The sequence below is a fragment of the Rhizobium sp. WW22 genome (genome assembly GCF_047041135.1).
Taxonomy (GTDB): Bacteria; Pseudomonadota; Alphaproteobacteria; order Rhizobiales; family Rhizobiaceae; genus Rhizobium.
Genome location: NZ_CP178198.1, coordinates 1,917,010 through 1,943,340, shown reverse-complemented (window position 1 = coordinate 1,943,340; position 26,331 = coordinate 1,917,010). Strand labels below are relative to the sequence as shown.

Annotated in this window: 23 protein-coding genes, 1 tRNA gene and 2 pseudogenes; 19 read left to right on the top strand and 7 right to left on the bottom strand. The window is 58.4% G+C overall.

From position 1 onward, the window contains the following. The first annotated feature begins 287 nt into the window (after positions 1 to 287). Entirely contained in the window at positions 288 to 740 is a 453-nt protein-coding gene (locus ACK83U_RS09630) for a GatB/YqeY domain-containing protein (RefSeq protein ID WP_112605018.1), read from the top strand. Here the strand turns inward: ACK83U_RS09630 and ACK83U_RS09625 are convergent. Beyond that, the gene (locus tag ACK83U_RS09625; RefSeq protein ID WP_112605021.1) at positions 715 to 1,623 is read right to left on the bottom strand and encodes a hypothetical protein; all 909 of its coding nucleotides are present in this window, start codon (positions 1,621 to 1,623) and stop codon (positions 715 to 717) included. The genes ACK83U_RS09630 and ACK83U_RS09625 overlap by 26 nt on opposite strands. Positions 1,624 to 1,971: 348 nt before the next feature. After that, positions 1,972 to 2,205 carry a hypothetical protein gene (locus tag ACK83U_RS09620; protein WP_015340561.1) on the bottom strand — a complete coding sequence of 78 codons (234 nt, stop codon included), beginning with the start codon at positions 2,203 to 2,205 and terminating at the stop codon, positions 1,972 to 1,974. Between the two features lie 568 nt (positions 2,206 to 2,773). Here ACK83U_RS09620 and dnaG point away from each other — a divergent pair. Both dnaG and recQ read left to right on the top strand, forming a co-directional pair. Beyond that, the gene (dnaG, locus tag ACK83U_RS09615; protein WP_112605024.1) at positions 2,774 to 4,759 is read left to right on the top strand and encodes a DNA primase; all 1,986 of its coding nucleotides are present in this window, start codon (positions 2,774 to 2,776) and stop codon (positions 4,757 to 4,759) included. A gap of 7 nt (positions 4,760 to 4,766) precedes the next feature. Further along, positions 4,767 to 6,647 carry a DNA helicase RecQ gene (gene recQ / locus ACK83U_RS09610; RefSeq protein ID WP_112605026.1) on the top strand — a complete coding sequence of 627 codons (1,881 nt, stop codon included), beginning with the start codon at positions 4,767 to 4,769 and terminating at the stop codon, positions 6,645 to 6,647. 38 nt (positions 6,648 to 6,685) lie between these two features. Here the strand turns inward: recQ and ACK83U_RS09605 are convergent, their stop codons facing one another. After that, complete coding sequence (locus tag ACK83U_RS09605) at positions 6,686 to 7,456, bottom strand: SDR family oxidoreductase (RefSeq protein WP_112605029.1); 771 nt, start codon at positions 7,454 to 7,456, stop codon at positions 6,686 to 6,688. Between the two features lie 261 nt (positions 7,457 to 7,717). On the opposite strand from ACK83U_RS09605, the gene ACK83U_RS09600 reads away from it, so the two are divergent. The 6 genes and pseudogenes from ACK83U_RS09600 (at position 7,718) to ACK83U_RS09575 (ending at position 16,097) form a co-directional block, all read left to right on the top strand. After that, entirely contained in the window at positions 7,718 to 8,905 is a 1,188-nt protein-coding gene (locus tag ACK83U_RS09600; protein WP_112334361.1) for a glycine C-acetyltransferase, read from the top strand. Positions 8,906 to 8,926: 21 nt separating this feature from the next. Then, positions 8,927 to 9,964, top strand: coding sequence for an L-threonine 3-dehydrogenase (tdh, locus tag ACK83U_RS09595; protein ID WP_112605032.1), 1,038 nt, complete (start codon positions 8,927 to 8,929; stop codon positions 9,962 to 9,964). Between the two features lie 449 nt (positions 9,965 to 10,413). Then, positions 10,414 to 12,473: pseudogene (gene rpoD / locus ACK83U_RS09590) on the top strand (RNA polymerase sigma factor RpoD). A 100-nt stretch (positions 12,474 to 12,573) separates the two neighbouring features. Then, the gene (locus ACK83U_RS09585) at positions 12,574 to 13,374 is read left to right on the top strand and encodes an APH(3')-II family aminoglycoside O-phosphotransferase (protein WP_112605035.1); all 801 of its coding nucleotides are present in this window, start codon (positions 12,574 to 12,576) and stop codon (positions 13,372 to 13,374) included. Between the two features lie 236 nt (positions 13,375 to 13,610). Then, a complete protein-coding gene (locus tag ACK83U_RS09580) occupies positions 13,611 to 14,984 on the top strand; it encodes a DUF930 domain-containing protein (RefSeq protein ID WP_112605038.1) in 1,374 nt (457 codons plus the stop codon). A gap of 135 nt (positions 14,985 to 15,119) precedes the next feature. Further along, the gene (locus ACK83U_RS09575) at positions 15,120 to 16,097 is read left to right on the top strand and encodes a DMT family transporter (protein ID WP_112605041.1); all 978 of its coding nucleotides are present in this window, start codon (positions 15,120 to 15,122) and stop codon (positions 16,095 to 16,097) included. A 103-nt stretch (positions 16,098 to 16,200) separates the two neighbouring features. Here ACK83U_RS09575 and ACK83U_RS09570 read toward each other — a convergent pair whose 3' ends face one another. Further along, a complete protein-coding gene (locus ACK83U_RS09570; protein WP_412474844.1) occupies positions 16,201 to 16,374 on the bottom strand; it encodes a hypothetical protein in 174 nt (57 codons plus the stop codon). On the opposite strand from ACK83U_RS09570, the pseudogene ACK83U_RS09565 reads away from it, so the two are divergent. The 5 genes and pseudogenes from ACK83U_RS09565 to ACK83U_RS09545 form a co-directional block, all read left to right on the top strand. Continuing rightward, positions 16,292 to 16,573, top strand: a pseudogene (locus ACK83U_RS09565) (AraC family ligand binding domain-containing protein); the annotation flags it as partial. The gene ACK83U_RS09570 and the pseudogene ACK83U_RS09565 overlap by 83 nt on opposite strands. 69 nt (positions 16,574 to 16,642) lie before the next feature. After that, positions 16,643 to 16,996 carry a helix-turn-helix transcriptional regulator gene (locus tag ACK83U_RS09560; RefSeq protein WP_412474843.1) on the top strand — a complete coding sequence of 118 codons (354 nt, stop codon included), beginning with the start codon at positions 16,643 to 16,645 and terminating at the stop codon, positions 16,994 to 16,996. An 81-nt stretch (positions 16,997 to 17,077) separates the two neighbouring features. Then, positions 17,078 to 17,809: a phenylalanine--tRNA ligase beta subunit-related protein gene (locus ACK83U_RS09555; protein ID WP_112605048.1), complete on the top strand. Its 732-nt coding sequence runs from the start codon at positions 17,078 to 17,080 to the stop codon at positions 17,807 to 17,809. Positions 17,810 to 17,903: 94 nt separating this feature from the next. Next, on the top strand, positions 17,904 to 19,133 hold the full coding sequence (locus tag ACK83U_RS09550; RefSeq protein WP_112605051.1) for an MFS transporter: 1,230 nt from the start codon (positions 17,904 to 17,906) through the stop codon (positions 19,131 to 19,133). 288 nt (positions 19,134 to 19,421) lie between these two features. Then, positions 19,422 to 20,348 carry a LysR substrate-binding domain-containing protein gene (locus tag ACK83U_RS09545; protein WP_112605057.1) on the top strand — a complete coding sequence of 309 codons (927 nt, stop codon included), beginning with the start codon at positions 19,422 to 19,424 and terminating at the stop codon, positions 20,346 to 20,348. A gap of 14 nt (positions 20,349 to 20,362) precedes the next feature. On the opposite strand, the gene ACK83U_RS09540 is transcribed toward ACK83U_RS09545, so the two are convergent. Beyond that, positions 20,363 to 20,755 (bottom strand): GNAT family N-acetyltransferase, encoded by a 393-nt coding sequence (locus ACK83U_RS09540; protein ID WP_412474827.1) that lies wholly within the window; start codon positions 20,753 to 20,755, stop codon positions 20,363 to 20,365. Between the two features lie 137 nt (positions 20,756 to 20,892). On the opposite strand from ACK83U_RS09540, the gene ACK83U_RS09535 reads away from it, so the two are divergent. From ACK83U_RS09535 to ACK83U_RS09520, 4 genes are all read left to right on the top strand, one after another. After that, positions 20,893 to 21,246 carry a DUF1428 domain-containing protein gene (locus ACK83U_RS09535; RefSeq protein ID WP_112605063.1) on the top strand — a complete coding sequence of 118 codons (354 nt, stop codon included), beginning with the start codon at positions 20,893 to 20,895 and terminating at the stop codon, positions 21,244 to 21,246. A gap of 79 nt (positions 21,247 to 21,325) precedes the next feature. Beyond that, positions 21,326 to 21,751, top strand: coding sequence for a secondary thiamine-phosphate synthase enzyme YjbQ (locus ACK83U_RS09530; protein ID WP_112605643.1), 426 nt, complete (start codon positions 21,326 to 21,328; stop codon positions 21,749 to 21,751). Positions 21,752 to 21,930: 179 nt separating this feature from the next. After that, entirely contained in the window at positions 21,931 to 22,236 is a 306-nt protein-coding gene (locus ACK83U_RS09525; protein WP_112411637.1) for a hypothetical protein, read from the top strand. Positions 22,237 to 22,481: 245 nt separating this feature from the next. After that, complete coding sequence (locus ACK83U_RS09520) at positions 22,482 to 22,820, top strand: hypothetical protein (RefSeq protein WP_112334374.1); 339 nt, start codon at positions 22,482 to 22,484, stop codon at positions 22,818 to 22,820. 124 nt (positions 22,821 to 22,944) lie between these two features. Here the strand turns inward: ACK83U_RS09520 and ACK83U_RS09515 are convergent, their stop codons facing one another. After that, on the bottom strand, positions 22,945 to 23,688 hold the full coding sequence (locus tag ACK83U_RS09515; protein WP_112605066.1) for an SIMPL domain-containing protein: 744 nt from the start codon (positions 23,686 to 23,688) through the stop codon (positions 22,945 to 22,947). A gap of 163 nt (positions 23,689 to 23,851) precedes the next feature. Here ACK83U_RS09515 and ACK83U_RS09510 point away from each other — a divergent pair. Then, positions 23,852 to 23,927 (top strand) — tRNA-Ile (locus ACK83U_RS09510). A gap of 441 nt (positions 23,928 to 24,368) precedes the next feature. Here ACK83U_RS09510 and ACK83U_RS09505 read toward each other — a convergent pair. Next, positions 24,369 to 26,150, bottom strand: a complete 1,782-nt coding sequence (locus tag ACK83U_RS09505) for a hypothetical protein (protein ID WP_412474826.1) — start codon at positions 26,148 to 26,150, stop codon at positions 24,369 to 24,371. Between the last annotated feature and the right edge of the window lie 181 nt (positions 26,151 to 26,331).

The window sequence follows — 26,331 nt, the reverse complement described above, 5'->3', positions numbered from 1 at the left end:
TTCCGGCGTCGGGCGCGGCCTTGAAGAGACCGGCGGTTCCGCCATGTTTGTAGCAAGGTGCAGCCGTCGACAGAGGTCGCGGCTTGAGATCTTCCTATCGATCTTATGTGCAGGTGATGGACATAGCTAAACAAGGCGAGCCGGTCAATGCGCGCTTTTGCTTTCCCGTCAAGGAATTCGGGCTCTCGGGCGCAATTGCGTTGATCGACACTGTTGGTTTAAGAGACAGCAACATGACATAAGTGGCCGGGACGATCGTCGCCGGCCTGCTTCAAGGAGTTAAAGACATGATCCGCGAAACCCTTTCCAACGCCCAGAAAGATGCCATGAAGGCCAAGGACACGGCGAGGCTTTCGACCGTCCGTCTCATCCTTGCAGCCATCAAGGACAAGGACATCGCCAATCGCGGTCTCGGCAAGGAACAGGCGAGCGAAGACGAGATTCTGCAGCTGCTCGCCAAGATGATCAAACAGCGCGAGGAATCGGTGAAGATCTACATCGAGGGCGGCCGTCCCGAGCTGGCAGACAAGGAGCGCGAGGAAATCGCGGTCATCCAGGGTTTCATGCCGGAGCAGCTTTCCGAAGATAAGGTCCGCGAGATCTGCGTTGCGGTTGTCGCGGAACTTGGCGCGCAGGGCCTGAAGGATATGGGCAAGTGCGTGGCCGCCCTGCGCGAGCGCTATGCCGGTCAGATGGATTTTGCCAAGGCTTCGGCTATCTTGAAGGAGCTGCTGAAGTAAAATTCTGTTTCGCGCTCGGCATGCGGATTGGCCGCGTGCCGAGGGTGTTTTGCCAGGCGGCGTCTATGATGGCGAGTTTCCCCGCCTGATAGTTGCAATACTCCTCGATGAAGGCGCTTGAGAGCCAAAGCTGGCTTCGCCCCGGCGATCCTGTCCACCCCACGCTTTGCATCTTTATGGCCTTGTTCATGAGACGCTTTGCGTTTGTTCTGGAGATGAGAAACCGGTTGCAGATATCGGTAAAGGCCACCGGACCGATAATCGCTTTCTTAGTCGCGGTGTTGATCGTCCCGATGCGGGAGATCAGATAATCCATGATGATGCCGCCCGAGTTTGCCCAGGTAAACAGGTCGAAGGTTTCTCCCGGATTGCGCAGCTCGTCGCTTTCAATGATGCCAACCGAGATCGTGGGCTGTAGCAGGGCAATGAGTTCCGGTCTTTTGCTAAATGAGACATTACGCTTGCCGCCATCCAACCGATCCAGGACGGAAAGATGGATGCTCAGCCATAGCGCAAGCTGCTTTGCGGCCTCTTCCGTTGGCTGCATCGGCCGAGCGCGCCGATCATTGGCTACGGGCAGGTAGCGCAGGAAACCGAGAGCAAGCATCTCCTGAATAAAGCTGAGCGCGGTGTTGTGGCTGGCGATTTCGTGCTCGACAATATAGTTGGCGAAACGATTGGCATGGATGCCGGGCGGTTCCCCGTCAATGCCGCCACAATAGAGGGCGAAGCCGGCAAGCGCCATCAGCCAGCGCTGCTGTGAAGCAAAGACGGAGCATACGCGCTGATTCCGATCATAAGTGGATATAATCTCTCGTGTATAATCGAGGATTTCTGGGAAAAAATTCGGGTTTTTTGTAAGTTCCTTTGTAGACAAAGACATGCAATCGTCTCCGATCAACTGAACTAAGTTTCAAATTGTCTGACGAGATAATTAATAAGATCGCATATACGTAGATAATAAAGGATATCGATCGATAGCGTTGCGTCAAGATATTCGCGGCGAGGAACCAAAGATGTTCCGCAGCATGTGCTCAATAATCGTGCTGTCGCGAAATGGAGATGGCCAAAATTAGAGAAGGCAGGAGCTGGGGGAGCTCCTGCCTTCTTGCGCTTTGCTGACATTTGATGACGCAGGGTGGGGCCCAAAAATCAAACGTCTTTTGCAAAGGCACTCAGGTGGGGCGGCGCCGGGGGTAGGGATGGTGCCCCACCTGAGTATCTGCTGAACTTATCGGAGAATCCTGATCTGCTGGGGCAAAGCCAATGCCTGCGGCGGCAGTTCGGACATTTGAATCTTTACGCCTGCTGAAAGGGCAGGGACTTTCATATCCGCCGGCAGCTGATATCCTGCACCGGCATAGAGCACGTTCTTGTCGCTGGCGCTGCCGGTCATCGTGGCCGAGCTATAAGTAGCTGTGGCAAAGATGGCTGCTGCTGCCAAGGGTACGATAAGAACGCGCATTTTTCTCTCCTAAACTGAAAGCCCGTACCTGTTGGCCTTCGGTTCGTCAGGGCGTCTCGGCATGTCGCGTCGCGAAGAAGTCCTTCGCCGGCTTGTCTCGCCCTGTGAGAAGGACGCTATTGCGACGCACACCAACAATCAAATTACAAAAAAATAATGTTTGGCTTACGAACCATGCCGCAAATGTGCCTTCAAGGAGTGTCGCCCGGGCGCGATTGCTTTGCAGCCATTGATTGTTCATGGCGTCGCCCTTGTTCGCATTTGTCGACCATAGGCTGTGCAAGCCTTTGCTTTTTCGCAGATTTTTGCGGACGAAATAGTTACTCCTATGGACATAATCCTACCAGTTCCGGTCACGGTGAAGCGGTTTTTGGGCGTATCGGGCCTGTCAAACGCGGCCGTGGATTTCGAGGCGAATGCGAATAAATGTGCCGCCGTGTTCACGGAGTTGTGATCGAGGGGCGAAAATGTAATCGCCGGCAAAGGGCTGTGAATAGCGTGGGAGGCGGTCGGGTGGTCGTGGCAATGCCCCGTATTCCTGTTTATATGGAGCGAGCCAGAGGTAGCCATGCGATTTTCTAATACGTTTCTCGATGAGATTCGCGACCGCGTCTTGATTTCAGACGTGATCGGTCGTCGCGTGACGTGGGATCGGCGCAAGACCAATGTGCCGCGCGGCGATTACTGGGCCTGCTGCCCCTTTCATGGCGAGAAATCGCCGAGCTTCCACTGTGAGGATCGCAAAGGGCGCTATCACTGCTTCGGCTGTGGTGTCACAGGCGACCATTTCCGCTTTCTGACCGAATTGGAGGGCTTGAGCTTTCCGGAGGCCGTGCAGCAGATCGCCGACATGGCAGGCGTTCCGATGCCCGTTGCCGATCCGATGGAGGCGAAAAGGGAGAAGGAACGCACGTCGCTGCTCGACGTCATGGAAATGGCGACCCAGTTTTTCCAAGACCAGCTGCAGACAGCCAATGGAGCGCGAGCGAGGGCCTATCTGAGAGACCGCGGCCTCAGCGGCCGCACGATCGAGACCTTCCGTTTGGGATATTCGCCCGATAGCCGCAACGCCCTGAAAGAGCATCTTGCCAGCAAGGGTGTGCTGAAGGAGCAGATGGAGGCCTGTGGCCTCGTCGTGCATGAGAACGTGCCGGTCTCCTATGACCGCTTCCGCGACCGCATCATGTTTCCGATCCTGTCCTCGCGCGAGAAGGTGATTGCCTTTGGTGGCCGCGCCATGTCGCCGGATGCGCCGGCGAAGTATCTGAATTCCAACGAGACCGAGCTCTTCCACAAGGGCAATGTGCTCTACAATTTCACCCGCGCCCGCCGCGCTGCGCAGGGCGGCGATGGCGCGGGGACCATTATCGCGGTCGAAGGTTATATGGATGTCATCGCGCTGCATCAGGCCGGCGTCGAGAATGCCGTTGCGCCGCTCGGCACGGCTCTGACGGAGAGCCAGCTCGATCTCCTCTGGAAGATGACGCCGGAGCCGGTGCTCTGCTTCGATGGCGATGGCGCCGGCATCCGCGCCGCCAATCGTGCCGCCGATCTGGCGCTGCCTCACATCAAACCGAACCGCACCGTACGCTTTGCCTTGCTGCCCGATGGCAAGGACCCTGACGATCTCGTGCGGCAGGATGGGCGCGCGCCGTTCGACAAGGTGCTGGCGCAGGCAAAGCCTCTTGCCGACCTCATCTGGACGAGAGAGGCCGGCAGCGGGGCCTTCGAGACGCCTGAGGCGCGGGCGGAGCTGGAAGCACGGTTGCGGCGCATCGTGTCTGTCATCGGCGACGAAGATGTGCGGCGCCATTATCAGCAAAATATGCGCGAGCGGCTGAACGGGCTGTTCCAGCCGCAGTTCCAGCGGGGCGGCCAGCAGGGGCGTGGTTTTTCTCGCGACGGTAATAGCCGCAACTTTGCAGGTCGTGGCGGACAGGCACGTACCGGGGCTGCGGTGGCGACGACCGCATCCGATCGCTTGCAGCGTTCGGCCATGATCAAGGGACATCAGGATATTCCGAGCCTTCGCGAAAGCGTGCTCGCTTTGACCATCGTCAATCATCCGGCACTGCTACAGGACGAATATGACGAGATCGCCGCGATCGATTATGACAGCCGCGAACTGCAGCGGCTCTGGTCTGCGGTCCTCGGGGCTGCTGCAACTCTGGTTGGGCCTCAGCTCGTGCGCGAGCGATTGCTCGAGCAATTGGAAGAACAGGATTTCGGCGCCCTGCTGAAAAGCTTGGAACAGCAGATTCGCAATGCCCGCCTGTGGACTGCCACCGAGGCCGCCGCCATGGAGGATGCGCGCGAGGGCTATCGCCAAGCACTTGCGCTCCACAAGCGCTCGAAAGCATTGCGCTGGCACAAGATCGAGCTGGAAGGCGCTATTGCCGAGGCGACGGAAGAAGGCGACGGTGAAGCGATCGAGCCGTTGATTCGCGCCTTGCAGGAAGTACAGCTCGAGGCGCTGCGTCTGGAAAATCAGGAAGCGATCATCGATGGCTTCGGCGTGCTCTCCGGTCGCGTTAAAGGTGCCGCTGGAAAATAGGGAATAGATGCCTCAGCCTGAACGACAAGAGCCGCGATTTTCCGTAGACGACGCATTGTTTGGTGAGGGCACACGTGCGCCGGCGCCGCTCGATGTGCTGAAACGTGTCTATGGCTATTCCGCCTTTCGCGGTAAGCAGCAGCAGGTGATCGAGCATGTCGTCTCCGGCGGCGACGCGGTCGTGCTGTTTCCGACCGGTGCCGGCAAGTCGCTGTGCTTCCAGATTCCCGCGCTTTGCCGCGATGGTATCGGCATCGTCGTCTCGCCGCTGATCGCGCTGATGCGGGATCAGGTAGAGGCGATGAAGCAGCTCGACATTCGTGCCGCCGCCCTGAATTCGTCCCTGTCGCGCGAGGAAGCGAGCGATGTCTATCGCGCCATTTCCACAGGCAAGCTCGATCTGCTCTATGTAACCCCGGAACGCATCGTAACTGAGGGCTTCTGCCAGATGCTCGGCCGGGCCAAGATCGCGCTTTTTGCGATCGACGAGGCGCATTGCGTCTCCCAATGGGGCCATGACTTCCGACCGGAATATCGCGATCTCGGCAGGCTTGCGGAGCTTTTTCCCGGCGTGCCGCGGATCGCGCTAACGGCAACGGCCGATCCGCATACGCGCGAAGATATCATTGAACGGCTGGCGCTCGACGATGCCAAGGTCTTCACCACCAGCTTCGACCGACCGAACATCACCTATGAGATTGTCGAGCGCGACCAGCCGCGCCAGCAATTGCTGCGTTTTCTCGAGGGCCATCGGGGCGATAGCGGCATCGTCTATTGCCTCTCCCGTGCCAAGGTCGAGGACACGGCGGAGTGGCTGAATGGGCAGGGCATCCGCGCGCTTCCCTATCATGCCGGCATGGATCGAGCGCTTCGCGATGCCAATCAGGATGCCTTCTTGAAAGAGGAGGACCTGTGCCTCGTGGCGACGGTTGCCTTCGGTATGGGCATCGACAAGCCGAACGTGCGTTATGTCGCCCATCTCGATCTGCCGGGATCGGTGGAGGCCTATTACCAGGAGACTGGCCGCGCCGGGCGCGATGGGCTGCCCTCCAATGTCTGGATGGCTTATGGCATGGCCGATGTCATCCAGCGCGGGCGGATGATCGACGAAGGCGGCGCGTCCGAGGAAATCAAGCGGGTAGAACGGGCAAAGCTCAATGCGCTGCTCGCGATCTGCGAGACGGCCGGCTGCCGGCGGCAGTCGATCCTTTCGCATTTCGGCGAGGCACATGGCGGCGGCTGCGGCAATTGCGATACCTGCCGGAAGCCTGTGGAGACCTGGGACGGAACGGAAGCTGCCATCAAGGCGCTTGCCGCCGTCTATCGCACCGGCGAGCGTTTCGGCACCGGCCATGTCATCGATGTGCTGATGGGAACGGTCAATGAGAAGACCGAGCGTTTCGGCCACATCGATATGCCGGTTTTCGGCGCAGGCAAGGATATTCCCTCTCGCATCTGGCAATCGATCTTCCGGCAATTATTGGCGAACGGCTTTATCAGCATCGACCACACGGCCTTCGGTGCCATGAAGCTCCAGGAACAGGCGAGGGCCGTCTTCAAGCGCGAGCGGCAGGTGTTTTTCCGCAAGGATCGACCCGAAACGGGTCGTCGCGGCAAGAAGGCGGGACGACCGGAGAAGCAGGCACACGGGCTTTCCGGCAAGGCACAGGCACTGTTCGATGCGCTGCGGGCCGAGCGCACCCGGATCGCCAAGGAGTTGAGCGTGCCGCCTTACGTCGTTTTTCCGGATACGACGCTGATCGCCTTTGCGACAGAACGGCCCAGGAATCACCGAGATCTTCTAGGGATATCGGGGGTCGGGCAATCGAAGCTGGACCGCTATGGAGACGCGTTCCTTGCCGTGATTTCGGAGTTCGCCAATCGGTGACGTGTTGATGCCATTATCGAAGCCTGCCTGCCGACACGCTACATGCGCACCGTCATTCCGCCATCGACGGTCAGGACGTGGCCGTTAACGAAAGAAGCGGCATCGCTGGCGAGGAAAAGTGCTGCGCCCGCAATCTCGTCGGGACGTCCCCAGCGCTGAACGGGGATGCGTTGGCGCACGATGGGGATCAGGTCTTCGTTCGCGACCATGGCGGCGTTGGTTTCCGTTGAGAACCAGCCTGGCGCGATGGCGTTGCTTGTGATGCCGTGAGGGCCAAATTCCACAGCCATGCTGCGCATTAGACCTGTCAGACCCTGCTTGGCGGCGGGATAGACGCAGTCACCCGGCATGACGACCTGTCCGCTGATCGAAGTGACCGAGATCAGCCGCCCGTGATTATTTCGTTTCATCAGGCGCGCGGCGTCGCGGGAGAGCATGATCGAGGCGGCGAGATCCGTGTTGAGCAGGGCGAGGATCGCCTCGTCGTCGAAGTCGGCCAGCGGGCGCCTGTCGCGGGCACCGACGTTGTTGATCAGTATGTCGAGCCGGCCGTGATTTTTCTCGACGTTGTTTATTGCTGCGTGCTGAGCGTCGCGATCGGAAATGTCGAAGGCGGCGGTTTCGGCGGAGCCACCTCTCGCCTGGATGATCCCGATCGCCGTATCCAACGTCGCCGCGGTCCGCCCATTGATTATGACGTGTGCGCCGGCATCAGCGAGAGCCTTCGCCATTTCGAATCCGAGCCCGCGTCCGCCTCCCGTGATGAGGGCAACCCGTCCTGCGAGGGAGAATCTATGGAATATGCTCATGGCTCTCCCTTATTTTCAGAGTAACGCAATCTGTTGCAAAATATTGGACTGAGTCAAGTAATTTTTGCGATAACCAGCAATGAGGCCTGGCTGGAAAGTTGCGTGATTTCCCTCTGCTTCGACAGATCCTGTCGAAACCGTCGCCTATCGCGCGGACGTCACAGCGTTGCGCATTTTTGCCGCTGTCGGATGCAGCAACAGGCCGGATCCTATGTTATTCCTTGATTAATTAGGCCCTTTGACCAGCATCGGAATGCGACCATGACTTCAGCGTTCATATCCCATTTGCGCAACGAACTTCTCGGCCTGAAAGAAGCCGGCCTCTATAAGGCCGAGCGCGTCATCACCTCCAAGCAGGCTGGCGAAATCGCTGTGCTTGGCGGCGCGCGCGTCCTCAATTTCTGTGCCAACAACTATCTCGGTCTCGCTGACAACGAGGAGCTTGCCGAGGCCGCGAAGACGGCGCTCGATCGCTATGGCTACGGCATGGCCTCGGTGCGCTTCATCTGCGGCACGCAGGAAGAGCACAAGCAGCTCGAGGCGCGGATTTCGGCTTTCCTCGGCATGGAGGCGACGATCCTCTATTCGTCCTGCTTCGATGCCAATGGCGGGTTGTTCGAGACGCTGCTGTCGGAAGAGGATGCCATTATCTCGGATGCCCTTAATCATGCCTCCATCATCGATGGCGTGCGGCTCTCCAAGGCAAAGCGCTTCCGCTATGCCAACAATGACATGGCGGCTTTGGAAGAAGAGCTGAAGAAAGCGGAAGGCAGCCGCTTCAAGCTGATCGCGACCGACGGCGTCTTCTCGATGGACGGCATCATCGCCAACCTTGGCGGCGTCTGCGATCTGGCGGAAAAATATGGTGCGATGGTCATGGTCGATGACAGCCATGCGGTCGGCTTCGTCGGCGAGCATGGCCGGGGATCGGCCGAATATTGCGGCGTCGAAGGCCGTATCGATATCATCACCGGCACGCTCGGCAAGGCGCTCGGCGGTGCCTCGGGTGGCTATACGTCGGCGAGAGGCGAGATCGTCGAATGGCTTCGGCAGCGCTCGCGTCCATATCTGTTCTCGAACACCTTGGCACCCGTCATCGCGGCTGCCTCCTTGAAGGTCTTCGATCTGATCGAAAATGGCGCGGACCTGCGTGCACGCCTTCAAGGCAATGCCGAACTCTTCCGCCGTGAGATGACCAAGCTCGGCTTCACGCTTGCCGGCGCCGATCACCCCATCATTCCTGTCATGCTCGGAGATGCAAAACTCGCGCAGGACATGGCGGCGCTCATGCTGCAGAAGGGCGTATACGTCATCGGCTTTTCCTTCCCCGTGGTGCCGAAGGGGCAGGCGCGCATCCGCACGCAGATGTCAGCCGCCCATTCGAAGGCCGATGTCGAAAAGGCGATTGCAGCCTTTGCCGAAGCCGGAAAAGAACTCGGAATCATTTGAATTGGTTGGAGAGAGCCGATCATGTCGAACATGATGAAAGCGTTGGTCAAATCCAGGCCGGAAGTCGGGCTGTGGATGGAGCACGTCCCAGTTCCCGAGGTTGGGCCGAACGATGTCCTGATTCGGGTCAAAAAGTCGGCTATCTGCGGCACGGATGTCCATATTTGGAACTGGGATCAATGGGCGCAAAAGACCATTCCCGTACCGATGGTCGTCGGCCATGAATTCTGCGGTGAGATCGCCGAGATTGGTTCGGCCGTGACGAAATATCATGTCGGCGAGCGCGTCTCGGGCGAAGGTCATATCGTTTGCGGCAAATGTCGTAACTGCCGGGCGGGCAGGGGCCATCTCTGCCGCAACACGCTTGGCGTAGGCGTCAATCGCCCCGGCTCCTTCGGCGAGTTCGTCTGCATTCCCGAATCCAATGTCGTGCCGATACCCGACGATATCCCGGATGAGGTTGCCGCGATCTTCGACCCCTTCGGCAACGCGGTCCACACCGCGCTTTCCTTCGATCTGGTCGGTGAAGATGTGCTGGTGACCGGCGCAGGGCCGATCGGCATCATGGGCGCGATGGTCGCCAAGCGCTCAGGCGCCCGCAAGGTCGTCATCACCGATATCAATCCCACCCGGCTGGCGCTCGCCCGCAAGGTCGGCATCGATTATGTCGTCGACGCTTCCAAGGAGAACCTTGCCGATGTGATGAAATCCATTGGCATGACCGAGGGTTTCGATGTCGGGCTGGAAATGTCAGGCGCGGCTCCCGCCTTTCGCGACATGATCGACAAGATGAACAATGGCGGCAAGATCGCCATTCTCGGCATCGCGCCGGCCGGCTTCGAGATCGACTGGAACAAGGTCATCTTCAAGATGCTGAACCTGAAGGGTATCTATGGCCGCGAGATGTTCGAGACTTGGTACAAGATGATCGCCTTCGTGCAAGGCGGTCTCGATGTATCGCCCCTCATCACCCATCGTATCGGCATCGATGATTTCCGCGATGGCTTCGAAGCAATGCGTTCAGGCAATTCCGGGAAGGTCGTGATGGACTGGAATTGATGCCATTCGGCCACACTCCCGGCCTCGGTAATACCTGCCGATGTTGGAAATATGAGGCTTTGCTCAGGATGCTCTTGTCATCGCGCGGGGACTTCCTAAATACGGGAAACAATAAATTGCTGCGTGCGAAGCCTGTGGATAAGGCTTTTTCGCGCATTTAACGGGCTTTTTTGCTGGAAAAGCTTGACGAGAACTAAAATTCTGGGAATCACCGTTTAACTTCGGAAAGAACGGTAAACTGGATCAAGCGGATCACCTAATACCATGGCCGGAAATCCAAACGCAATCCAGCTTTGCAATCCGGTGGCGGTGATCGTGGTTAATCGGGCATTAAAGGTCATTCCGTTAGGTGTTCGTCGGTGAGTCGCGGCTGGTGCAGGGCGCGCCAGCCAGTGTGATTGTTTCACCGCGTGAAAGTTTGCAGCGTCAGGGAAAGCGACGATATAAAAATGGCAACAAAGGTCAAAGAGAACGAAGAAGCTGAAGTCGAGCGCGACGGCACCTCCGACGGCCCCCTTCTCGATCTTTCCGACGACGCGGTCAAGAAGATGATCAAGGCCGCGAAGAAGCGCGGCTACGTGACGATGGACGAGCTAATGCCGTTCTGCCGTCCGAAGAAGTGACGTCCGAACAGATCGAAGACACGATGGCCATGCTTTCGGACATGGGCATCAACGTCATTGAAGACGAAGATGTCGAAGAGGCTGGCGCTGCGGCTAGTGACGACGACGATGCCGGCGGCGACGATGAAAGTGAAGGCGGCGAACTGGCCCCCTCCACCGGTTCCGCGCTTGCGACCGCGAAGAAGAAAGAGCCTACCGACCGTACGGACGACCCGGTGCGCATGTATCTGCGCGAGATGGGTTCCGTCGAGCTTCTGTCGCGTGAAGGCGAAATCGCGATTGCCAAGCGCATCGAGGCTGGCCGCGAAACCATGATCGGCGGCCTTTGTGAGAGCCCGTTGACGTTCCAGGCGCTGATCATTTGGCGCGATGAACTCAACGAGGGCACGACGCTGCTGCGCGAGATCATCGACCTCGAAACCACCTATTCCGGTCCCGAGGCCAAGGCTGCGCCGCAGTTCCAGAGCCCTGAGAAGATCGAGGCTGACCGCAAAGCAGCCGAAGAGAAGGAAAAGGCACGCCGCGGCCGCTCTCCTTCCGGTGACGACGACATCACTAATGTCGGCGGCGAAGGCCTGCCCATCGAGGAAGAGGAAGAGGACGAGGACGAATCCAACCTCTCTCTCGCCGCGATGGAAGCCGAGCTTCGCCCGCAGGTGATGACGACGCTCGACATCATCGCCGAAACCTACAAGAAGCTGCGCAAGCTGCAGGACCAGCAGGTCGAGCAGCGCCTGTCGGCTTCCGGTACGCTGTCTTCGGCGCAGGAGCGCCGCTATAAGGAGCTCAAGGATGAGCTGGTCAAGTCGGTCAAGTCTCTGTCGCTGAACCAGAACCGCATCGACGCCCTCGTCGAGCAGCTCTACGACATCAACAAGCGCCTTGTTCAGAACGAAGGCCGCCTGCTGCGCCTTGCCGAATCCTATGGCGTCAAGCGTGACAGCTTCCTGGAGCAGTATCAGGGCGCCGAGCTCGATCCGAACTGGATGAAGTCCATTGGCAATCTGGCTGCCCGTGGCTGGAAGGAATTCGCCAAGAGCGAAAACACGACCATCCGCGACATTCGCCAGGAAATTCAGAACCTTGCGACCGAAACCGGTATTTCGATCTCGGAATTCCGCCGTATCGTTCACATGGTTCAGAAGGGTGAGCGCGAAGCGCGCATTGCCAAGAAGGAAATGGTCGAAGCCAACCTGCGCCTCGTCATCTCCATCGCCAAGAAGTACACGAACCGCGGCCTGCAGTTCCTCGACCTCATTCAGGAAGGCAATATCGGCCTGATGAAGGCGGTCGATAAATTCGAATATCGCCGCGGCTACAAGTTCTCGACCTATGCCACTTGGTGGATTCGTCAGGCGATCACCCGTTCGATCGCCGACCAGGCACGCACCATTCGTATTCCGGTGCACATGATCGAAACGATCAACAAGATCGTTCGCACGTCGCGCCAGATGCTGCACGAAATCGGCCGCGAGCCGACGCCGGAAGAACTGGCCGAAAAGCTCGCCATGCCGCTTGAGAAGGTGCGCAAGGTGCTGAAGATCGCCAAGGAGCCGATCTCGCTCGAAACGCCTGTGGGTGACGAAGAAGATTCGCATCTCGGCGATTTCATCGAGGACAAGAATGCGCTTCTGCCGATCGACGCCGCCATTCAGGCGAACCTGCGTGAGACGACGACCCGCGTTCTGGCATCGCTGACGCCGCGCGAAGAGCGCGTGCTGCGCATGCGCTTCGGCATCGGCATGAACACCGACCACACGCTCGAAGAAGTCGGTCAGCAGTTCTCGGTGACGCGCGAACGTATCCGTCAGATCGAGGCGAAGGCGCTGCGCAAGCTTAAGCATCCGAGCCGCAGCCGCAAGCTCAGAAGCTTCCTCGACAGCTGAGGTCTGGCGCAAGCCGACATCGGTGTTTTATGAGATAAGGCCCGGTTCGCGAAAGCGAGCCGGGCTTTTCATTGGCACTATCAAATTTGAGGAGCCGCTTATGGCAAGCAAGCCGCAATTCATGGAGACATCCCTTCCTGTCCGACTGCGCGATCTGCTGGCCGGGTACGAATGGCGACAGGATGGGCTCGGGCGTTCCTCGGCCCATGTTTTCCGGCTTGAGGCCGATAGGCGTGCGCCGGTCTATCTCAAGACCGAGCTGGCCGATCCCTTGGGTGAGCTGGCCGGCGAGGTTGCGAGGTTGCGATGGCTCGCCTCGCAGGGTTTTGCCTGCCCTGAAATCATTGCCCACGAGACGGACGACGAACGCGAATGGCTTTTGATGAGTGCTCTTCACGGCAGCGATCTCGTCAGCGCCGAGTGGTTGCAGCCGCTCGAGCGGGTGCGGCTTTTGGCGGATGCGTTGCGGCAATTGCATGCCATCGATATCGCCGCTTGTCCCTTCGATCATCGGCTGGAGAACAGAATCGGCACGGCGAAGGCGCACTTGCTTGCCGGTCGCGTCGATGAGGATGATTTCGATGAGGCCCGGCTTGGAAGATCGGCAGAAGATCTCTTCCGCGAACTTCAGGCCAAGAGACCGTCAATGGAGGATCTTGTCGTCACCCATGGCGATGCCTGCCTTCCGAATTTCATGGCCGGCGGCCCGAAGTTCAGCGGCTATATCGATTGCGGTCGCCTCGGCGTTGCCGATCGCCACCAGGATATTGCGCTCGCCTGCGGCAGCATCGAGCACAATTTCGGAGAGGAATTGGTTGCGGAGTTTTTAAAAGCCTATGGCGATTTTCAGCCACAAGAAGAAAAGATGGCATACTATCAGCTACTGGATGAGTTCTTCTGACCGGGCATGCGACTGTCTAGGCGAAGCGCGATCACGCAGGTTTGTTTTTGCGCCATTGCGGATCGCGCAGAGGCCTGACAAGTTTGATTTCGACCGATGCCTCTTTCGCGGTGCGTGGTCGGGCACCATATGTCAGCGACCGGAAAATCTTCTGATCTGTTTGCCGATAAGGATCGAATGAATCGATGCATTGTTTTCGCCTGATTGCTTTCTCGTCGCGAGCCATCCGCTGAACGATGGAAAAGGTCGCGGAAAAACGGGATAGGGAAATAAGGCCGGGCTTTGTCCTGTCGATCCTTCTGCACGTCCTGTTTGTCGCGATTTTTTTGCTGCCGCTATTTCCCGCGCCACCCGAGGCGAAGCCCGAGCAGAGCGTCAATGTCGAGTTGGTGCCGCAGCAGGAGGAAAAGCAGGAGCTTGCGACCAAGGCGAACGAGAAGCCCGATCAGCCTCCGACGCCGACGCCGAAACCTGACGAGAAGCCGGCGGAGCAGACGGCCGAAACCCAACAGGAGCCACAGCAGCCTGAGGGAAAGAAAGCGGACGAGCAGCCGCCGAAGCAATCCGACCCTCAGGGCAAGGAGCCGGCTGAGAAGCCCGCATCCAAGCCTGACGAGGCCAAGGCTGATAGGCCGGTAGAGCAGGCGAAGTCTGAGACCAAACCTGATGATCCCAGTGCTGAGAAGTCGGTCGAAAAGGCTGAGCAGAAACCCCCTGTCGTAGACGTGCCTGTTCCAGACATGGACGGCGATCAGAAGAATCCGACCACTACACAGCAGGCCGACGCCTCGGAGCAGCGGAACGATATGCCTCCAACGCAACCAAACAATGCCGCGGCGGAGCAACAGGCAGCTGCACAAGCGCCAGCAATACAACAGGCGCAGGATGCCCAGCAGCAGGCTGATGCCAAGGACCAGACGGTTAATGCGGCTAAGCCACCGGCGAGCGATTCGACCAACACGGCCTCATCATCGGTGCCTGATGTTCTTGCGACCAACGAGCCTTCGGATTTTCAGGTGCAGCAGCGGCAGGTGGCGGCGTCCGATCTGAAACAGCGGGCGCATTCTGAGCAGGTCGAGAATGAAGCGAAAGACCTGCCGCAGATTGTCGTTCCGGCGGTAAAACCTTCTCCCTCTCAGCAAGCTTCTCAAGGTCAGACCACCTCGAGCAGTCAGAGCGATCAGACCGAGGGCGCTGCTTTGGTAACTGAAGCGCAGCCTAAATCAGACGCGACGAAGATGGCTGTCCGCGCGAAAAAGCTTTATTCAGAGGTCGAGATGGCTAGACTGTCGAAGAGCAATTATGATGCCTGGAAGAAGATGCCACGTAGAGAGCGCGTTTCGTATCTTTGTCGCAGTGAAGCTCTAGCTCAATTTGGGCATGAATTTAACGCGCCAAATTATGTCAATTCGGCATTCTCGCCTACTATGCTAAGTGACACTGGTGTCTCCGCGGACGGGTTAGCGGTTCCGACCTCGAAAGGTTGGTATAGAATTGCCTTCAGGTGCAAAGTTGACGATGCCGCTTTGAAGGTCACGGCTTTCTCATACACGAACGATGGACGTGTCCCCAGAAATCAGCTTGAGAGGCTCGGTTTGCCTGTATTTTGACGAAGCTGACAATCATGCTTTCAGGCTAGAAAATAGTTTATTCCCAACCCAATCGAAATTGGGATCATTTCATCATACAATTGCCTGTATCTCCCTGATTCAGTGTCCTCCCATCGCACTTTTCTGAAGATTCCGATGTCCTCGATTACAGCCGATTCCAGCTCTGCGGCCGCAAGCCGCTCCGCCCTGCGTGGTGTCCTTGTGGCATTCGCGTCCTATGCCGTCTTCGCCTTCAGCGATGCCTCGATCAAGATCCTGCATGGGGTGATCCCCTCCTATCAGGTCGCCTTCATCGGCGCGCTGTTCGGCTTTGCTGCCGTGCCTTTCCTGAAGAAACGGGAGGACGAGTGGCTTGATATGGTGAGGACGTCGAACCGTCCCTTGTGGCTGTTGCGTTTCGTCTGCGGCGCGACTGGCGCCATCTGCTCCGTCGTTGCCTTCACCAAGCTGCCAATGGCGGAAGCCTTCGCGCTGCTGTTTCTGCTGCCGTCCTTTGTCACCATTCTCTCGGTGATCTTTCTCAAGGAAGATGTACGCTGGCAGCGCTGGACGGCCGTGATTCTCGGATTCGTCGGTGTGCTGATCGTCCTGCGACCGGGTTTTCGCGAGCTTTCGATCGGTCATCTCTGTGCGGCGATCGGCGGTCTTGCGGCGGCGATCTCCATCGTCGTCAACCGCGCGCTCGGCTCAAAGGAGAAGCGCATCTCGCTTTATGGCGCTGGTCTTTTTGGAACGCTTATCGTCAGCGGCCTTCTCATGCTGTCCGAAGTCACCATGCCGACGCTGACGCAGTGGATATTCCTCGCGAGCTACGGCCTGCTTGGCGCGTGCGGCAGCGTCTTGCTCTTGACGGCCGCGCAGATGGCGCCCGCCAATCTGGTTGCGCCGCCGCAATATAGTCAGATGCTCTGGGCGATCGCCTTCGGCTACCTGCTGTTCAACGATAGCATCGATATGCCGATGGCCGTCGGCATCGTCCTCATCATCTTTTCCGGCTTGCTGACATTGGCGCGGGAGCGCAAGCGCGGCACACCGCTGCCGGCCGCCGTTACCGGCGATACGCAGGCGGCATTGGCGACAGCGGAGGATCACAAGGCCGCAGGAGGCGCTTAAGCCTTGTGTCCCGATTGCGGATGCGCAAAATTGCCGCTCGAATAGGATGTCATAGCTGATACAGCGAACAGGCGGAATGAGGGGCGCCAGCGATGAAGTCCGGTCAATTCAGGATATACCGCTCTCGCCTTGCCGGCATCGAGGCAGTTCGGGCCGAAACCGGCCATAGCTTCCCCAAGCATACACATGACCAGTTCGGCATCGGTGTCATCGAGGCCGGCGCGCAGAGGTCGCTGAGCGGGCGAGGGATGGTGCATGCCGAGGCCGGCGACGTCATCAGCGTCAACCCGAACGAGGTGCATGACGGCATGCCTATCGGCGAAAGCCGCGCATGGTCCATGCTCTATTTTGATCCCCGGCTGATCGGCGATCTGTTGCGCGATGTCGGCGAGGGCAGGTTCGGCGCGGTGGAATTTCCATCGCCTGTCATCCGCGGCGGCGAGATGGCCGGGCATTTCAAAACCCTGTTTTCGCTTCTGATCGAGGATGCGGCTGAGAATGTCCTCCTGCGGGATGAACTGCTTCTGTCGCTTATTGCCGATGCGATGCGCGAGGGGGCAGGCGCCTTGCGCGAAGATGCCATTCCCGCTGATATCAAAAGGGCACGGGAATTGATCGATGACGATCCCGCCGCTTCAATGACCCTTGCCGAACTGGCAGAACTATGCGGGCTGAGCCACTTCCGTTTCCTGCGTGCCTTCAGCAAGGCGACGGGACTGACGCCGCACGCCTACCTCATGCAGCGCCGCATTCACGAAGCGCGGCGGTTGATTGCGGCGGGCACGTCTCTCGCGGAAGCGGCCTTTGCCAGCGGTTTTTCCGATCAGAGCCATATGACGCGCCTCTTCGTCCGCAATTTCGGCGTTTCGCCGGGCGCCTATGCGGCAGCCACCGGCTGAAGCTTCCGCAATTTTATTCAAGACGGAAAGATGGTGCCGAGGTTTTCTGCTGCGACAAGCAGAGACCTACGAGGAGGCGTGATGTTTTTCCGACATTCGAACGAGATCTGGAGTGAGTTCCCTGAGTTGGTTCCCGGTGTGTTATCTGCCGAAGGGATCACCTCGACTGCCAATGTCGAGGGTCGGATCGCAAAATATCATGCGATCGCTACAGAGCGGTTGGCGAGACGTCCGGAAAGTGAGATGGCTGAAATACAGGCCTGGCGGCGTGGTTTCTCCAAAATGGGATTGAAGCCGACGCAATATCGCTGCGCCTCCGAAGCGCTGCTGCGCCGATTTCGCCAGGAGGGGTCGTTGCCGCGGCTGCATCCGCTCGTCGATCTCTGCAATGCCATCTCGATCGCCTTCGCGATTCCCGTTGCCGTTTTCGATATTTCGAAAGTCGCTGGCGATCTCGAAGTGCGGCATGCAAGCGGCAGCGAATCCTATTTGACCTTTTCCGGTGAGGTGGAGCATCCGGAGGCTAGGGAGGTGATCTTTGCCGATGCGGCTGGGCAGGCACATGCCCGCCGCTGGACCAATCGGCAGAGCGGCCTGTCCGCAATGCGTGACGACACACACTCGGTGCTTATCGTCGCGGAAGCGCTGCACGGTTCTGCGGCCAGCGATGTTCCCAAGCTGATCGATACGATCGCAGCGGAGCTGGCGGCGATATGGTCGATCGAGGTCAGGCAGGGTGTTCTCAGCCCGTCTTCACCGCGATTTGATCTATCGTCCGCGATGAATTTGCAGCTGCAGCAAAAACAAGATTGACAGGAGGCGCATCGAGGCAGAGCAGGGAGGTGTAGAAAATTCGATTGTTGAGAAGCAAGTCTGCGAGCGCCCCTGCCGGCAGACGAAAAGGCCCATGGATACATTGCAGACTCTGGACCGGCCAAGCGTGCTCGGTCACCCCGGCTATCGTTCATTCGCTGCGTCGCGCGTCTTTTCTTCGATAGGCTTTCAGTCTGTCACGGTTGCCATGGGCTGGATGATCTACGATCAGACCCATAGCGCCTTTTTCCTCGGTCTCGTCGGCTTCTGCCAGTTTCTGCCCATGGTCATTCTGACCTTTGTCGTCGGGCATGTCGCCGATCGCTTCGACCGCCGCCGCATCGGCCTTGCCTGCCAGCTGATCGAGGCGCTAACCGCGCTGGTTCTTGCCATGGCCGTCTGGCAGCACTGGATAGGTCCCGCCGGCATTCTGGCTGCCGTTGCCGTCATGGGCGCAGCAACCGCCTTTGAACGTCCCACGATGGCAGCACTTTTACCGAATATCGTGCCGTCTTCGTTGCTGCAGGTTGCCATTGCCACCTCCACTTCGATGATGCAGACGGCCTTCATCATCGGGCCTTCGCTGGGCGGTCTGCTTTATGGCGTCAGCCCCGTTGCTCCGTTTGCTATGTCGGCCGTGCTTTATATCATCGCGAGCGTCAACGTCATTTCGATCCGGGTCGAGCGGGAGCAACCGGCATCGCGCGAGCCGGTGACGCTGAACTCCGTTTTTGCCGGCGTTTCCTTTATCGCAAGCCGCCCGGTTATGCTGGGAACGATATCGCTCGATCTCTTCGCCGTGCTGCTTGGCGGCGCGACGGCGCTGCTGCCGATGTTCGCGCGCGATATCCTGCATGCCGGACCTTGGGGGCTCGGCCTGTTGCGTGCCGCGCCGGCAATCGGCGCGCTCGCCATGTCCATCTGGCTCGCACGCCGGCCGCTGCAGAGCGATGTCGGCAAGAAGATGCTGTTTGCCGTGCTCATCTTTGGGGTCGCCACTATCGTCTTTTCACTCTCGAGCAACATCATCCTTTCGGTCGCGGCGCTCTTCGTCGTCGGTGCCTCGGATACCGTCAGCGTCGTCGTGCGCAGCTCGCTCGTGCAGCTCCTGACGCCTGATGCCATGCGTGGTCGGGTCAATGCCGTAAATTCGCTGTTCATCGGCACGTCCAATCAGCTCGGTGAATTCGAGTCCGGCATGCTTGCCACTGCACTTGGACCTGTCCTGACCGGCATCGTCGGCGGCGTCGGAACCATCGTCGTGGTGCTCTTCTGGATGCGCCTCTTTCCAGATCTGACCAGGGTGAAGACGCTCAGAGGTTAGCGGCGTCCATCCTTGGATTGCTTTTCCGCGAGATTGATTAACCCGACGTCCCGCAGCAGATGTTGGTTTTCCTCAGGCAGCATGTCTCGCTTTCGGCCACCTTCATTGTGCGAGCGTCGTTCCGCGGCGCCTTGCCAGATCAGGAGTCGGACGACCCATGCTCTCCAGCTGTTAATATGAAGGATGTTCATCTATCTGTGACCTCGAAGTGCTTGGTCAGTAGATAGGTGCGCCTAGAATAGAGCGATGTATAATGAATCCTCAGGCTACAAAGCATGAGGGATTTTCATGGGAAAGAGGCCGTTGCCACCGCTCTCGGTGCTTCAGACATTCTGCGCCATTGCCGAGACCGGTGGCTTCGGCAGTGCCGCGGAGCGGATAGGGCAGACGCAGACCGCCGTCAGCCATCAGCTTGCACAGCTGGAAGGATGGATCGGTGGGCGCTTGTTCGACCGAGGCCGAAATGGGGCGCGGCTGACGCCGTTGGGTGCGCGCCTGCACCCAGCAATCTCAGGCGTGATCGCGGAGCTGGAGGCGGCACTGTACCAAGCGCGCGCGAGTATTTCGGTTCGCAGCGTCGCGGTCTCCGTCTCGCCGGAGTTTTCCAGCCAGTGGCTGGCGGTGCGGCTGCCGGATTTTTGCCAGCGTCATCCGAACATCGAGGTGAAGCTGGCTGTCGGCTACCAGTGCCCGGATTTTCAGCCTCGAGGTACCGATCTCGCCATCTGGCTCGGCCGTGCCGACGCGGCTTTCACCCATGAAGAGCTACTGACGGACGAGGAGTTCGTCGTCAGTTCGCCGGAACTGTCCAAACGACTGCCGCCGCGCTGGGCCATAAGGGCTGCTCCGCTTCTGCGCTATTCCGGCATGCGGCATACGATTCTCGATTGGCAGCGCTGGCACGAGCAGGTGATTGGCGAGAGCGGCGGCGAGGACGGCGTGCGTTTCGATATCGCACGGGCTGTGGAGGAGGCGCCTCTCTTCGATTCCTTTGCCGAGATGCTGGAGGCTTGCCGACAGGGCCGCGGCTTTGCTCTCGTGCGAAGCTCGCTGGTGGCACGCGATCTCGCCGAGAAAAAGCTGGTGAGATGCTTTGTCGAGGTGCAGCCGGCTGCCGTCAGCTATAGCCTGGTCTATCCGCCGAACGCCTTGCTGAACCCGGCTGCGGCCCTGTTCCGCAACTGGCTGCTCGCGCAGGTTCGTTCGCCGGACTAGTGGGAGATGGTCTGTTAATCGCGCAGCCGAATGAGACCGGCCTCAGTGGGAGCAAAACCGAGCCCTCGATAAAAGCCGCTGAGATGCGGCTCGAAATCGACATGGAGCCATTCCGCGCCACGTTCGCTGGCCAGGGTTTTCGCCCGCTCGACGAGAGCGCTTGCTATGCCTCTGCGCCGCAATTCCGGATCGACACAGGTATCGAGAATAAAGGCATGAATGCCGCCGTCCCAGGCGACATTGACGAAGCCGACCAGTCTCGTGCCAGCGAATGCGCCGACATGGGCGAGATTTCGGGAAAGGATGGGCTGGAAGTCCCGTGGGTGGGGAGTGTTCCAGGCGGTCGCCCACAGGGCATTGAGCGCCTCGTTTCCCAGATCCGGATTATCCCTGTATTCTATAGCCATTGGCATTTCCCCCGCGTGTTACTTCGGCGCATTCATTCCGACCGCTCGGAAGCGTGCGGAATATATCTGCTGCCGATGTCGGATCCGGTTGTGGTCGATCGTCCTTTGAAGGTGAACATAGAACAGAGGAGGCTGAAATGTCCTATGTCGATGGTTTCATCGTCGCTGTGCCGAAAGACAAGATCGAGGCGTACAAGGTGCTGGCGCAAAGAGCCGGGGCGGTCTGGCGTGAATATGGCGCACTCAGCTACGTCGAGGCCATAGGCGACGATGTTCCCTATGGCGAACTCACCTCCTTTCCGCGTGCCGTTCAGGCAACGGAAGACGAGGTCGTGGTGTTTTCATGGATCACCTATGAATCACGGCAAAGCCGCGATTCGATATTGGCCAAGGTCATGGCCGATCCCCGGTTGAAGGATGAGATGGAAAACATGCCCTTTGACGGCAAGCGCATGATCTATGGCGGCTTCAAGGTCGCCATCGAGCTTTAGTCCGAGCAGAGGCCGGACTTGACATCCGGCCACTGCGCCCGACCTGATGCGCATCGCTATCGTCATGTTCGGGGATACCATGCCACAAACCGTTGTCACGCTCTCGACCCATGGTCAGGGGCTCTATGAATTCACCGATCAGGTGGCGAAATTCGTCCGCTCAGTAGCGGCAGGCGGTGAGGGGCTTCTGACTGTCTTCGTGCGCCACACCTCCTGTTCCCTTCTGGTTCAGGAAAATGCCGATCCCGATGTCAAGACCGATCTCAAGGCCTTCTTCAGCCGGCTCGTGCCGCCATCCTCAGATCCGTCGATGCGCTGGATCGTGCACACGATGGAGGGGCCGGACGATATGCCGGCGCATATCAAGGCTGCGCTGATGCAGGTCTCCATCGGGATTCCGGTGATGAACGGTCGGCTGGCGCTCGGCACCTGGCAGGGGATCTATCTTTTCGAGCATCGCGACCGACCACATCGCCGCGAGATCGTGCTGCATTTTTCTGGTTGAACAGCGCGCCTTCTCTCGTCAACTGATTGTTAACCGTCGTGAATACAATCTGAACGGCCAATTCGTGTTCGGTTCAGCTTGGCTGACCTAACGTGGCCCCAATCCCAAGGGCGTTTACCAATGAGCGACCAATAAGGGGATTGCAACGATCCGCAGCAAGGATTTGAAGGAGAAACACCATGACCAATCTTTTCGCCAAGGCAGGTATTGCAGCTCTCATGGCATTCGGCGCCATGTCCGCCACCACCATGACGGCATCGGCCAACGACTTCCATCCTGGCATCCAGCAGGCTCGCTATGATCACCCGCGCGGCCGCATGTGCTCGCCCCGTCTCGCTGTTGAGAAAGCACGCGACATGGGCCTGCGCCGCGCCCGCATCGACAATATCACGCCGCGCCGCGTCGTGGTCGAAGGCTTCGGCCGCCGTGGCCCGGATCGCGTTGTGTTCGCTAATGCGCCGGGTTGCCCGTTGATCCGCCGCTGATTGCTGCGTACCGAGGTTTTCCACATCTATGTGATGAATTTGAAGCCGTCTCCAAAAGAGAGGCGGCTTTATTTTAGCTCTATGCTACTATCGGCCCTCTGGTTTCCCCTTAGCGTTCATTGTAGCTGAGTAATGGATGAATGGCTGATTCCGAGCTCATTCAGCATCTGCCTTTACCTCTCGGGCACTCGTTCAGCGCTAATCGCTGGCATGAGAGAGAGGCTTTCTGCTTCACGGAGAACACAATGAGACAAATGCTGGCAAAGTTGGGGGTCGCTGTCTGTGTCGCGGTGACTGCATTGTCGGGCACTGCGGATTTTGCCTCTGCACAAGGGGTGGATATTTATGTGAACCCGGGCCGCCATCGCCCGCCGCCGCCGGATTATGATCGTCCGCCGCCGCGTTTTGATCGGCGTGGCTGCGATCCCCGTCAGGCCGTGGATGTTGCACGCAGCTATGGTCTGCGCCGCGCCCGCGTCGTGGATGTGACGCCGCGCCGTGTCATCGTTGACGGCTTCGGTCGCCGCGGTCCGGATACGATGATGTTTGCCAATGTTCGCGGCTGCCCGCTTCTGGGCCGCTGACAAGCAAAACGGGCGCACAGAGCGCCCGTTTTTCGTTCTCTGACCTTTTCGCCTTTGGCGGGGGCCGCGGAACCGCCCTTTGCGCGATCCGATGGGATCTGAGCGAAGGGCGGTTTTGTTTTGTCTACGGCTGGATCGCGTAGGTGATGCTCACCGATGCGTTGTATTCGTTCTCGCCGGTTGCGACAGGGACGGCCTTGTCCATAGGTGCGGATGCAGCCATGGCGCGCATATAGGGCTGAGGCGGTGCAGCAACGACGCCGTCATGAATGGCGATGATACGGCCGAGTTTGACACCGGCGGCATCCGTCAGGGTCTTTGCCTTGGCGGCGGCATCGGCGACGGCCTTCTTTCGTGCGTCTTCGAGTACGGTATCCGGCTTGTCGTTGGTGAACTGGATATCGCCGCCCTGGTTGATGCCGAGCTTAACCGCCTGGTCAAGCAATCCGCCCAGCTTGGAGAGATCGCGCACGCGAACGGTCAGGCCGTTCGTTACCTGATAGCCGTTCAGAACCGGCGGCTGGTTGTGGCCGTCCTTGTCGTTCGGGTAGGTATATTGCGGCTGAATCGAAAAGCCGGAGGTCTGCAGGTCGCGTTCGGCAATGCCGCTTTCCTTCAGCGTTGCCAGCACGGCACCCATGGCCTTGTTGTTCTGATCGAGAGCGTCCTGCGCAGCCTTGGCCTGTTGAACGACCGACAGCGTCACCACAGCCATATCCGGCGCGATCGCCGCATGTCCCTCGCCGGTGACAGTGATGACGGCCTCGCGCGGCTTGCCATCTTCGGCAAAGGCAGCAGCCGCCGGCACGAAAAAAGTGGCGCTAACAAGAGCGGCAAGAGCAAAATCTCTGGTTTTCGTCAGAAGCATGGTTCGTTCCTTGGTTGATGATCCCTCAAGATGAGCTTTTGCGGATTCATTGTGAAGGTATTACGGCAGTCCCTTGTCGGAAAAGAGAAATTGGGTTAGAGCCAAGTCGGCTTCGGAGAACCATTGCTCCGGAACTGCAAGCGCAACGTCTTTTGCTGCGCCCGGGCCTGTAGCTCAATGGTTAGAGCCGGCGGCTCATAACCGCTTGGTTGGGGGTTCGAGTCCCTCCGGGCCCACCAGTCATTTTTTAACCAATTCATTTTGTTTCATTTTCGGCAACATTCCCCTCGCCAGATTCACATGGGGGGCAAGTTCGTTCGCCAACTGTTCAGAAACGATGCGAGAAGCCTTTACTCCAAGGCGAGCTCTATCAGCCCCTTGGTGTAAACTTCCGCCTGCTTAGAGTTGGTCCAACCGAATTGGCTCATCAGTTCGTAGGCAGTCGCCCCACCATTGGCGGCCATCGTTGCTGCCAACTTCCTCAGCCCGTGAGTATTTTTTCAATCCTCGCTTTTCTCGCGGCGTCCCAAAACCAATTACCAAATCCTGGAACAGAAAACGGCTTTCCATATTCCGTAACAAGAAAATGAAGATCGCCAGTCTTGGTGGCGTCGATGATGTCTACGTTCGATCTACCTCAGGGAGGGTTGCCAAGATCTACGGCTAGGAGGCTTCAGCGTTCAAAATCCTGCCTTTTTGAGACCTTCTCGATACAGGTCCTTGTGCCATCGCTCCTTCACGGGGACGAGCGATAGCCATTCATCGACGTCGAAAGCAGGATTGTTCTCGCGGACGCGACGAACGAGTGCGCGGGCTTCATCCTGATTGCCGAGCATTGCCCAGCTCGCTGCGGCAAGCCCGTCCGCTTGCCTTGGATCGATCATTCGGCCGATATAATCGAGTACGGTCTGGAACTGGTTCAGGGCATAATTCGCTCGGGCGGCGATCCAGAGATAGACATCCGGATTTATGGGATTGAGATCCATGGCCCGCTGGATTTTTTCGAGAGCCAGGCCGGGCCGGGAAAAGTGGACCAGCGTGTCAGCATGGTCGGCAATAATATCGGCGTTATGCGGACTGAGGGTCTCCGCTATTTCCAACGCTTCTACGCTGCTGTCGATAGAACCCAGAAAAAGCTTGGCGACGCCCAGCTCGCGATAGCCGTCCGACAAATCGTTGCGAACCGAGATGGCGCGTTCGGCAAAATCTTCGGCCGACTTCAGCAGTTGGTGCTCGCCGCGCGGGGTTAACCGCCATTCCTTGGAATAGGTGCGGGCAAGGGAGCCGAGGGCCGGTACAAAATCGGCGCTATGGCGCAGCGCGGCTTTCAGCTCCTTGCGGGCGTGCGTCAGGTTGGGCAGGGTAGGGCGATCGAGATATTGCAGCCCGACAAGGTATCGGTGATACGCGACAGGGCTTGGCTCAAAATATATGCGCGCCAATTCATGATGCTCGACCTTCGCGACGGAGATGCGCACGATCTCCTGCGAGATTTCGCGCTTGTAGCGCGCAAGATCCGGTTTAGCGAAGGAGAAATGCTTCGCCCACAGAATCTTGCTGCCTGGCAATGAAATGAGCTGCGTAAAGAGCGTGGGATCTTCCTTCGGCCCGATTAATCGGCTCTCCAAGACGTAATTGATGTCGTATCGGTCGAAAAGCGTGGTTTGATCGCCGCTTTGGCGTCCAATCTGAGCAGCGGAGTAGGGGGCGATCACTCTCAGGCTATGCAGTGCGCTGAAGCCCAGGATGATATCTTCGATCAGGGAGGACGCGAGCATGGTTGCCATGTCATCGGTACTGCCGCTGGCGGGCGGCAGCAATGCGAGACGTGGAATGCGCGAGATCGTCCGCAAAGGGATATCCTGTTCGGATATGGCGGTCGAATGCGGCGCAGCGGCCGATATTGATGAGCGAGAGGATGCCCGAAGGAGCGCCGGCCATGATGAGGCGAGATCCTTACGTTGCGTAAATATGCGTTTGAGTTGTTCCAGACCGCCCTCGGCATCGAAAGCCTTCAATAATATACGATGCGTTGCAATGTCCTGCGGCTCGGCTTCGAAAAGAAGGAGAGCTGCCTCCTTGATGAGTGCGACATCGCTGGTCGCTATCGGAAGCTTCACCGCCGCATCCAGTGTTTCCTTCAAGATCGCAAAGTGGCGCTTTCTTTCGCCCTCTCGCCAGTCGATGAAGGCTCTGGTCTGACAGTTGGCCCGCTCCATGAACTTTGATTGCAGGGCCTCGATCAAGCGAGCAAGGCTCTTTATCGGATCCTTGGACGTGTCTGCGCCGGCCGGGAAGATGTCGCTTTTGAGCGAGCCGGTTACCAGGTAAATATCCGTATCGTCAAAGGCCAGAAATTCGGTATTCAATTCCGATTGTCGGCTTTTGATACGAGAGACCAGCTTGCGAAGATTTGTCAGCGAATTCGCCAAGTCGCCATCGCCCCAGAGAAATCTCGCCATATTTGTTCTGCTGAAGGATTTTCTATTGTTCGCGAGCAGATAGGCAATAATCAGAAGCGCCTTCTTGGGGAAATTTATTTGATGTTCGCCGTCATCCAGAAGAGCGATTTCACCAAAAGTTCTGAGTAAAAATTTCATCGCGCCTTCTATATTGCTTCAGATATATAACCGCGGCCGCCTT

Coding starts and splice junctions, on each gene's coding strand:
- ACK83U_RS09585 (WP_112605035.1), top strand. CDS start 12,574: ATGGCAAGCAAGCCGCAATTCATGGAGACATCCCTTCCTGTCCGACTG.
- ACK83U_RS09535 (WP_112605063.1), top strand. CDS start 20,893: ATGTCCTATGTCGATGGTTTCATCGTCGCTGTGCCGAAAGACAAGATC.
- ACK83U_RS09515 (WP_112605066.1), bottom strand. CDS start 23,688: ATGCTTCTGACGAAAACCAGAGATTTTGCTCTTGCCGCTCTTGTTAGC.
- ACK83U_RS09505 (WP_412474826.1), bottom strand. CDS start 26,150: ATGGCGAGATTTCTCTGGGGCGATGGCGACTTGGCGAATTCGCTGACA.
- ACK83U_RS09625 (WP_112605021.1), bottom strand. CDS start 1,623: ATGTCTTTGTCTACAAAGGAACTTACAAAAAACCCGAATTTTTTCCCA.
- ACK83U_RS09530 (WP_112605643.1), top strand. CDS start 21,326: ATGCCACAAACCGTTGTCACGCTCTCGACCCATGGTCAGGGGCTCTAT.
- tdh (WP_112605032.1), top strand. CDS start 8,927: ATGTCGAACATGATGAAAGCGTTGGTCAAATCCAGGCCGGAAGTCGGG.
- ACK83U_RS09620 (WP_015340561.1), bottom strand. CDS start 2,205: ATGCGCGTTCTTATCGTACCCTTGGCAGCAGCAGCCATCTTTGCCACA.
- dnaG (WP_112605024.1), top strand. CDS start 2,774: ATGCGATTTTCTAATACGTTTCTCGATGAGATTCGCGACCGCGTCTTG.
- ACK83U_RS09550 (WP_112605051.1), top strand. CDS start 17,904: ATGGATACATTGCAGACTCTGGACCGGCCAAGCGTGCTCGGTCACCCC.
- ACK83U_RS09580 (WP_112605038.1), top strand. CDS start 13,611: ATGGAAAAGGTCGCGGAAAAACGGGATAGGGAAATAAGGCCGGGCTTT.
- ACK83U_RS09575 (WP_112605041.1), top strand. CDS start 15,120: ATGTCCTCGATTACAGCCGATTCCAGCTCTGCGGCCGCAAGCCGCTCC.
- ACK83U_RS09605 (WP_112605029.1), bottom strand. CDS start 7,456: ATGAGCATATTCCATAGATTCTCCCTCGCAGGACGGGTTGCCCTCATC.
- ACK83U_RS09630 (WP_112605018.1), top strand. CDS start 288: ATGATCCGCGAAACCCTTTCCAACGCCCAGAAAGATGCCATGAAGGCC.
- ACK83U_RS09540 (WP_412474827.1), bottom strand. CDS start 20,755: ATGGCTATAGAATACAGGGATAATCCGGATCTGGGAAACGAGGCGCTC.
- ACK83U_RS09525 (WP_112411637.1), top strand. CDS start 21,931: ATGACCAATCTTTTCGCCAAGGCAGGTATTGCAGCTCTCATGGCATTC.
- recQ (WP_112605026.1), top strand. CDS start 4,767: ATGCCTCAGCCTGAACGACAAGAGCCGCGATTTTCCGTAGACGACGCA.
- ACK83U_RS09555 (WP_112605048.1), top strand. CDS start 17,078: ATGTTTTTCCGACATTCGAACGAGATCTGGAGTGAGTTCCCTGAGTTG.
- ACK83U_RS09545 (WP_112605057.1), top strand. CDS start 19,422: ATGGGAAAGAGGCCGTTGCCACCGCTCTCGGTGCTTCAGACATTCTGC.
- ACK83U_RS09520 (WP_112334374.1), top strand. CDS start 22,482: ATGAGACAAATGCTGGCAAAGTTGGGGGTCGCTGTCTGTGTCGCGGTG.
- ACK83U_RS09570 (WP_412474844.1), bottom strand. CDS start 16,374: ATGACGTCGCCGGCCTCGGCATGCACCATCCCTCGCCCGCTCAGCGAC.
- ACK83U_RS09560 (WP_412474843.1), top strand. CDS start 16,643: ATGCGCGAGGGGGCAGGCGCCTTGCGCGAAGATGCCATTCCCGCTGAT.
- ACK83U_RS09600 (WP_112334361.1), top strand. CDS start 7,718: ATGACTTCAGCGTTCATATCCCATTTGCGCAACGAACTTCTCGGCCTG.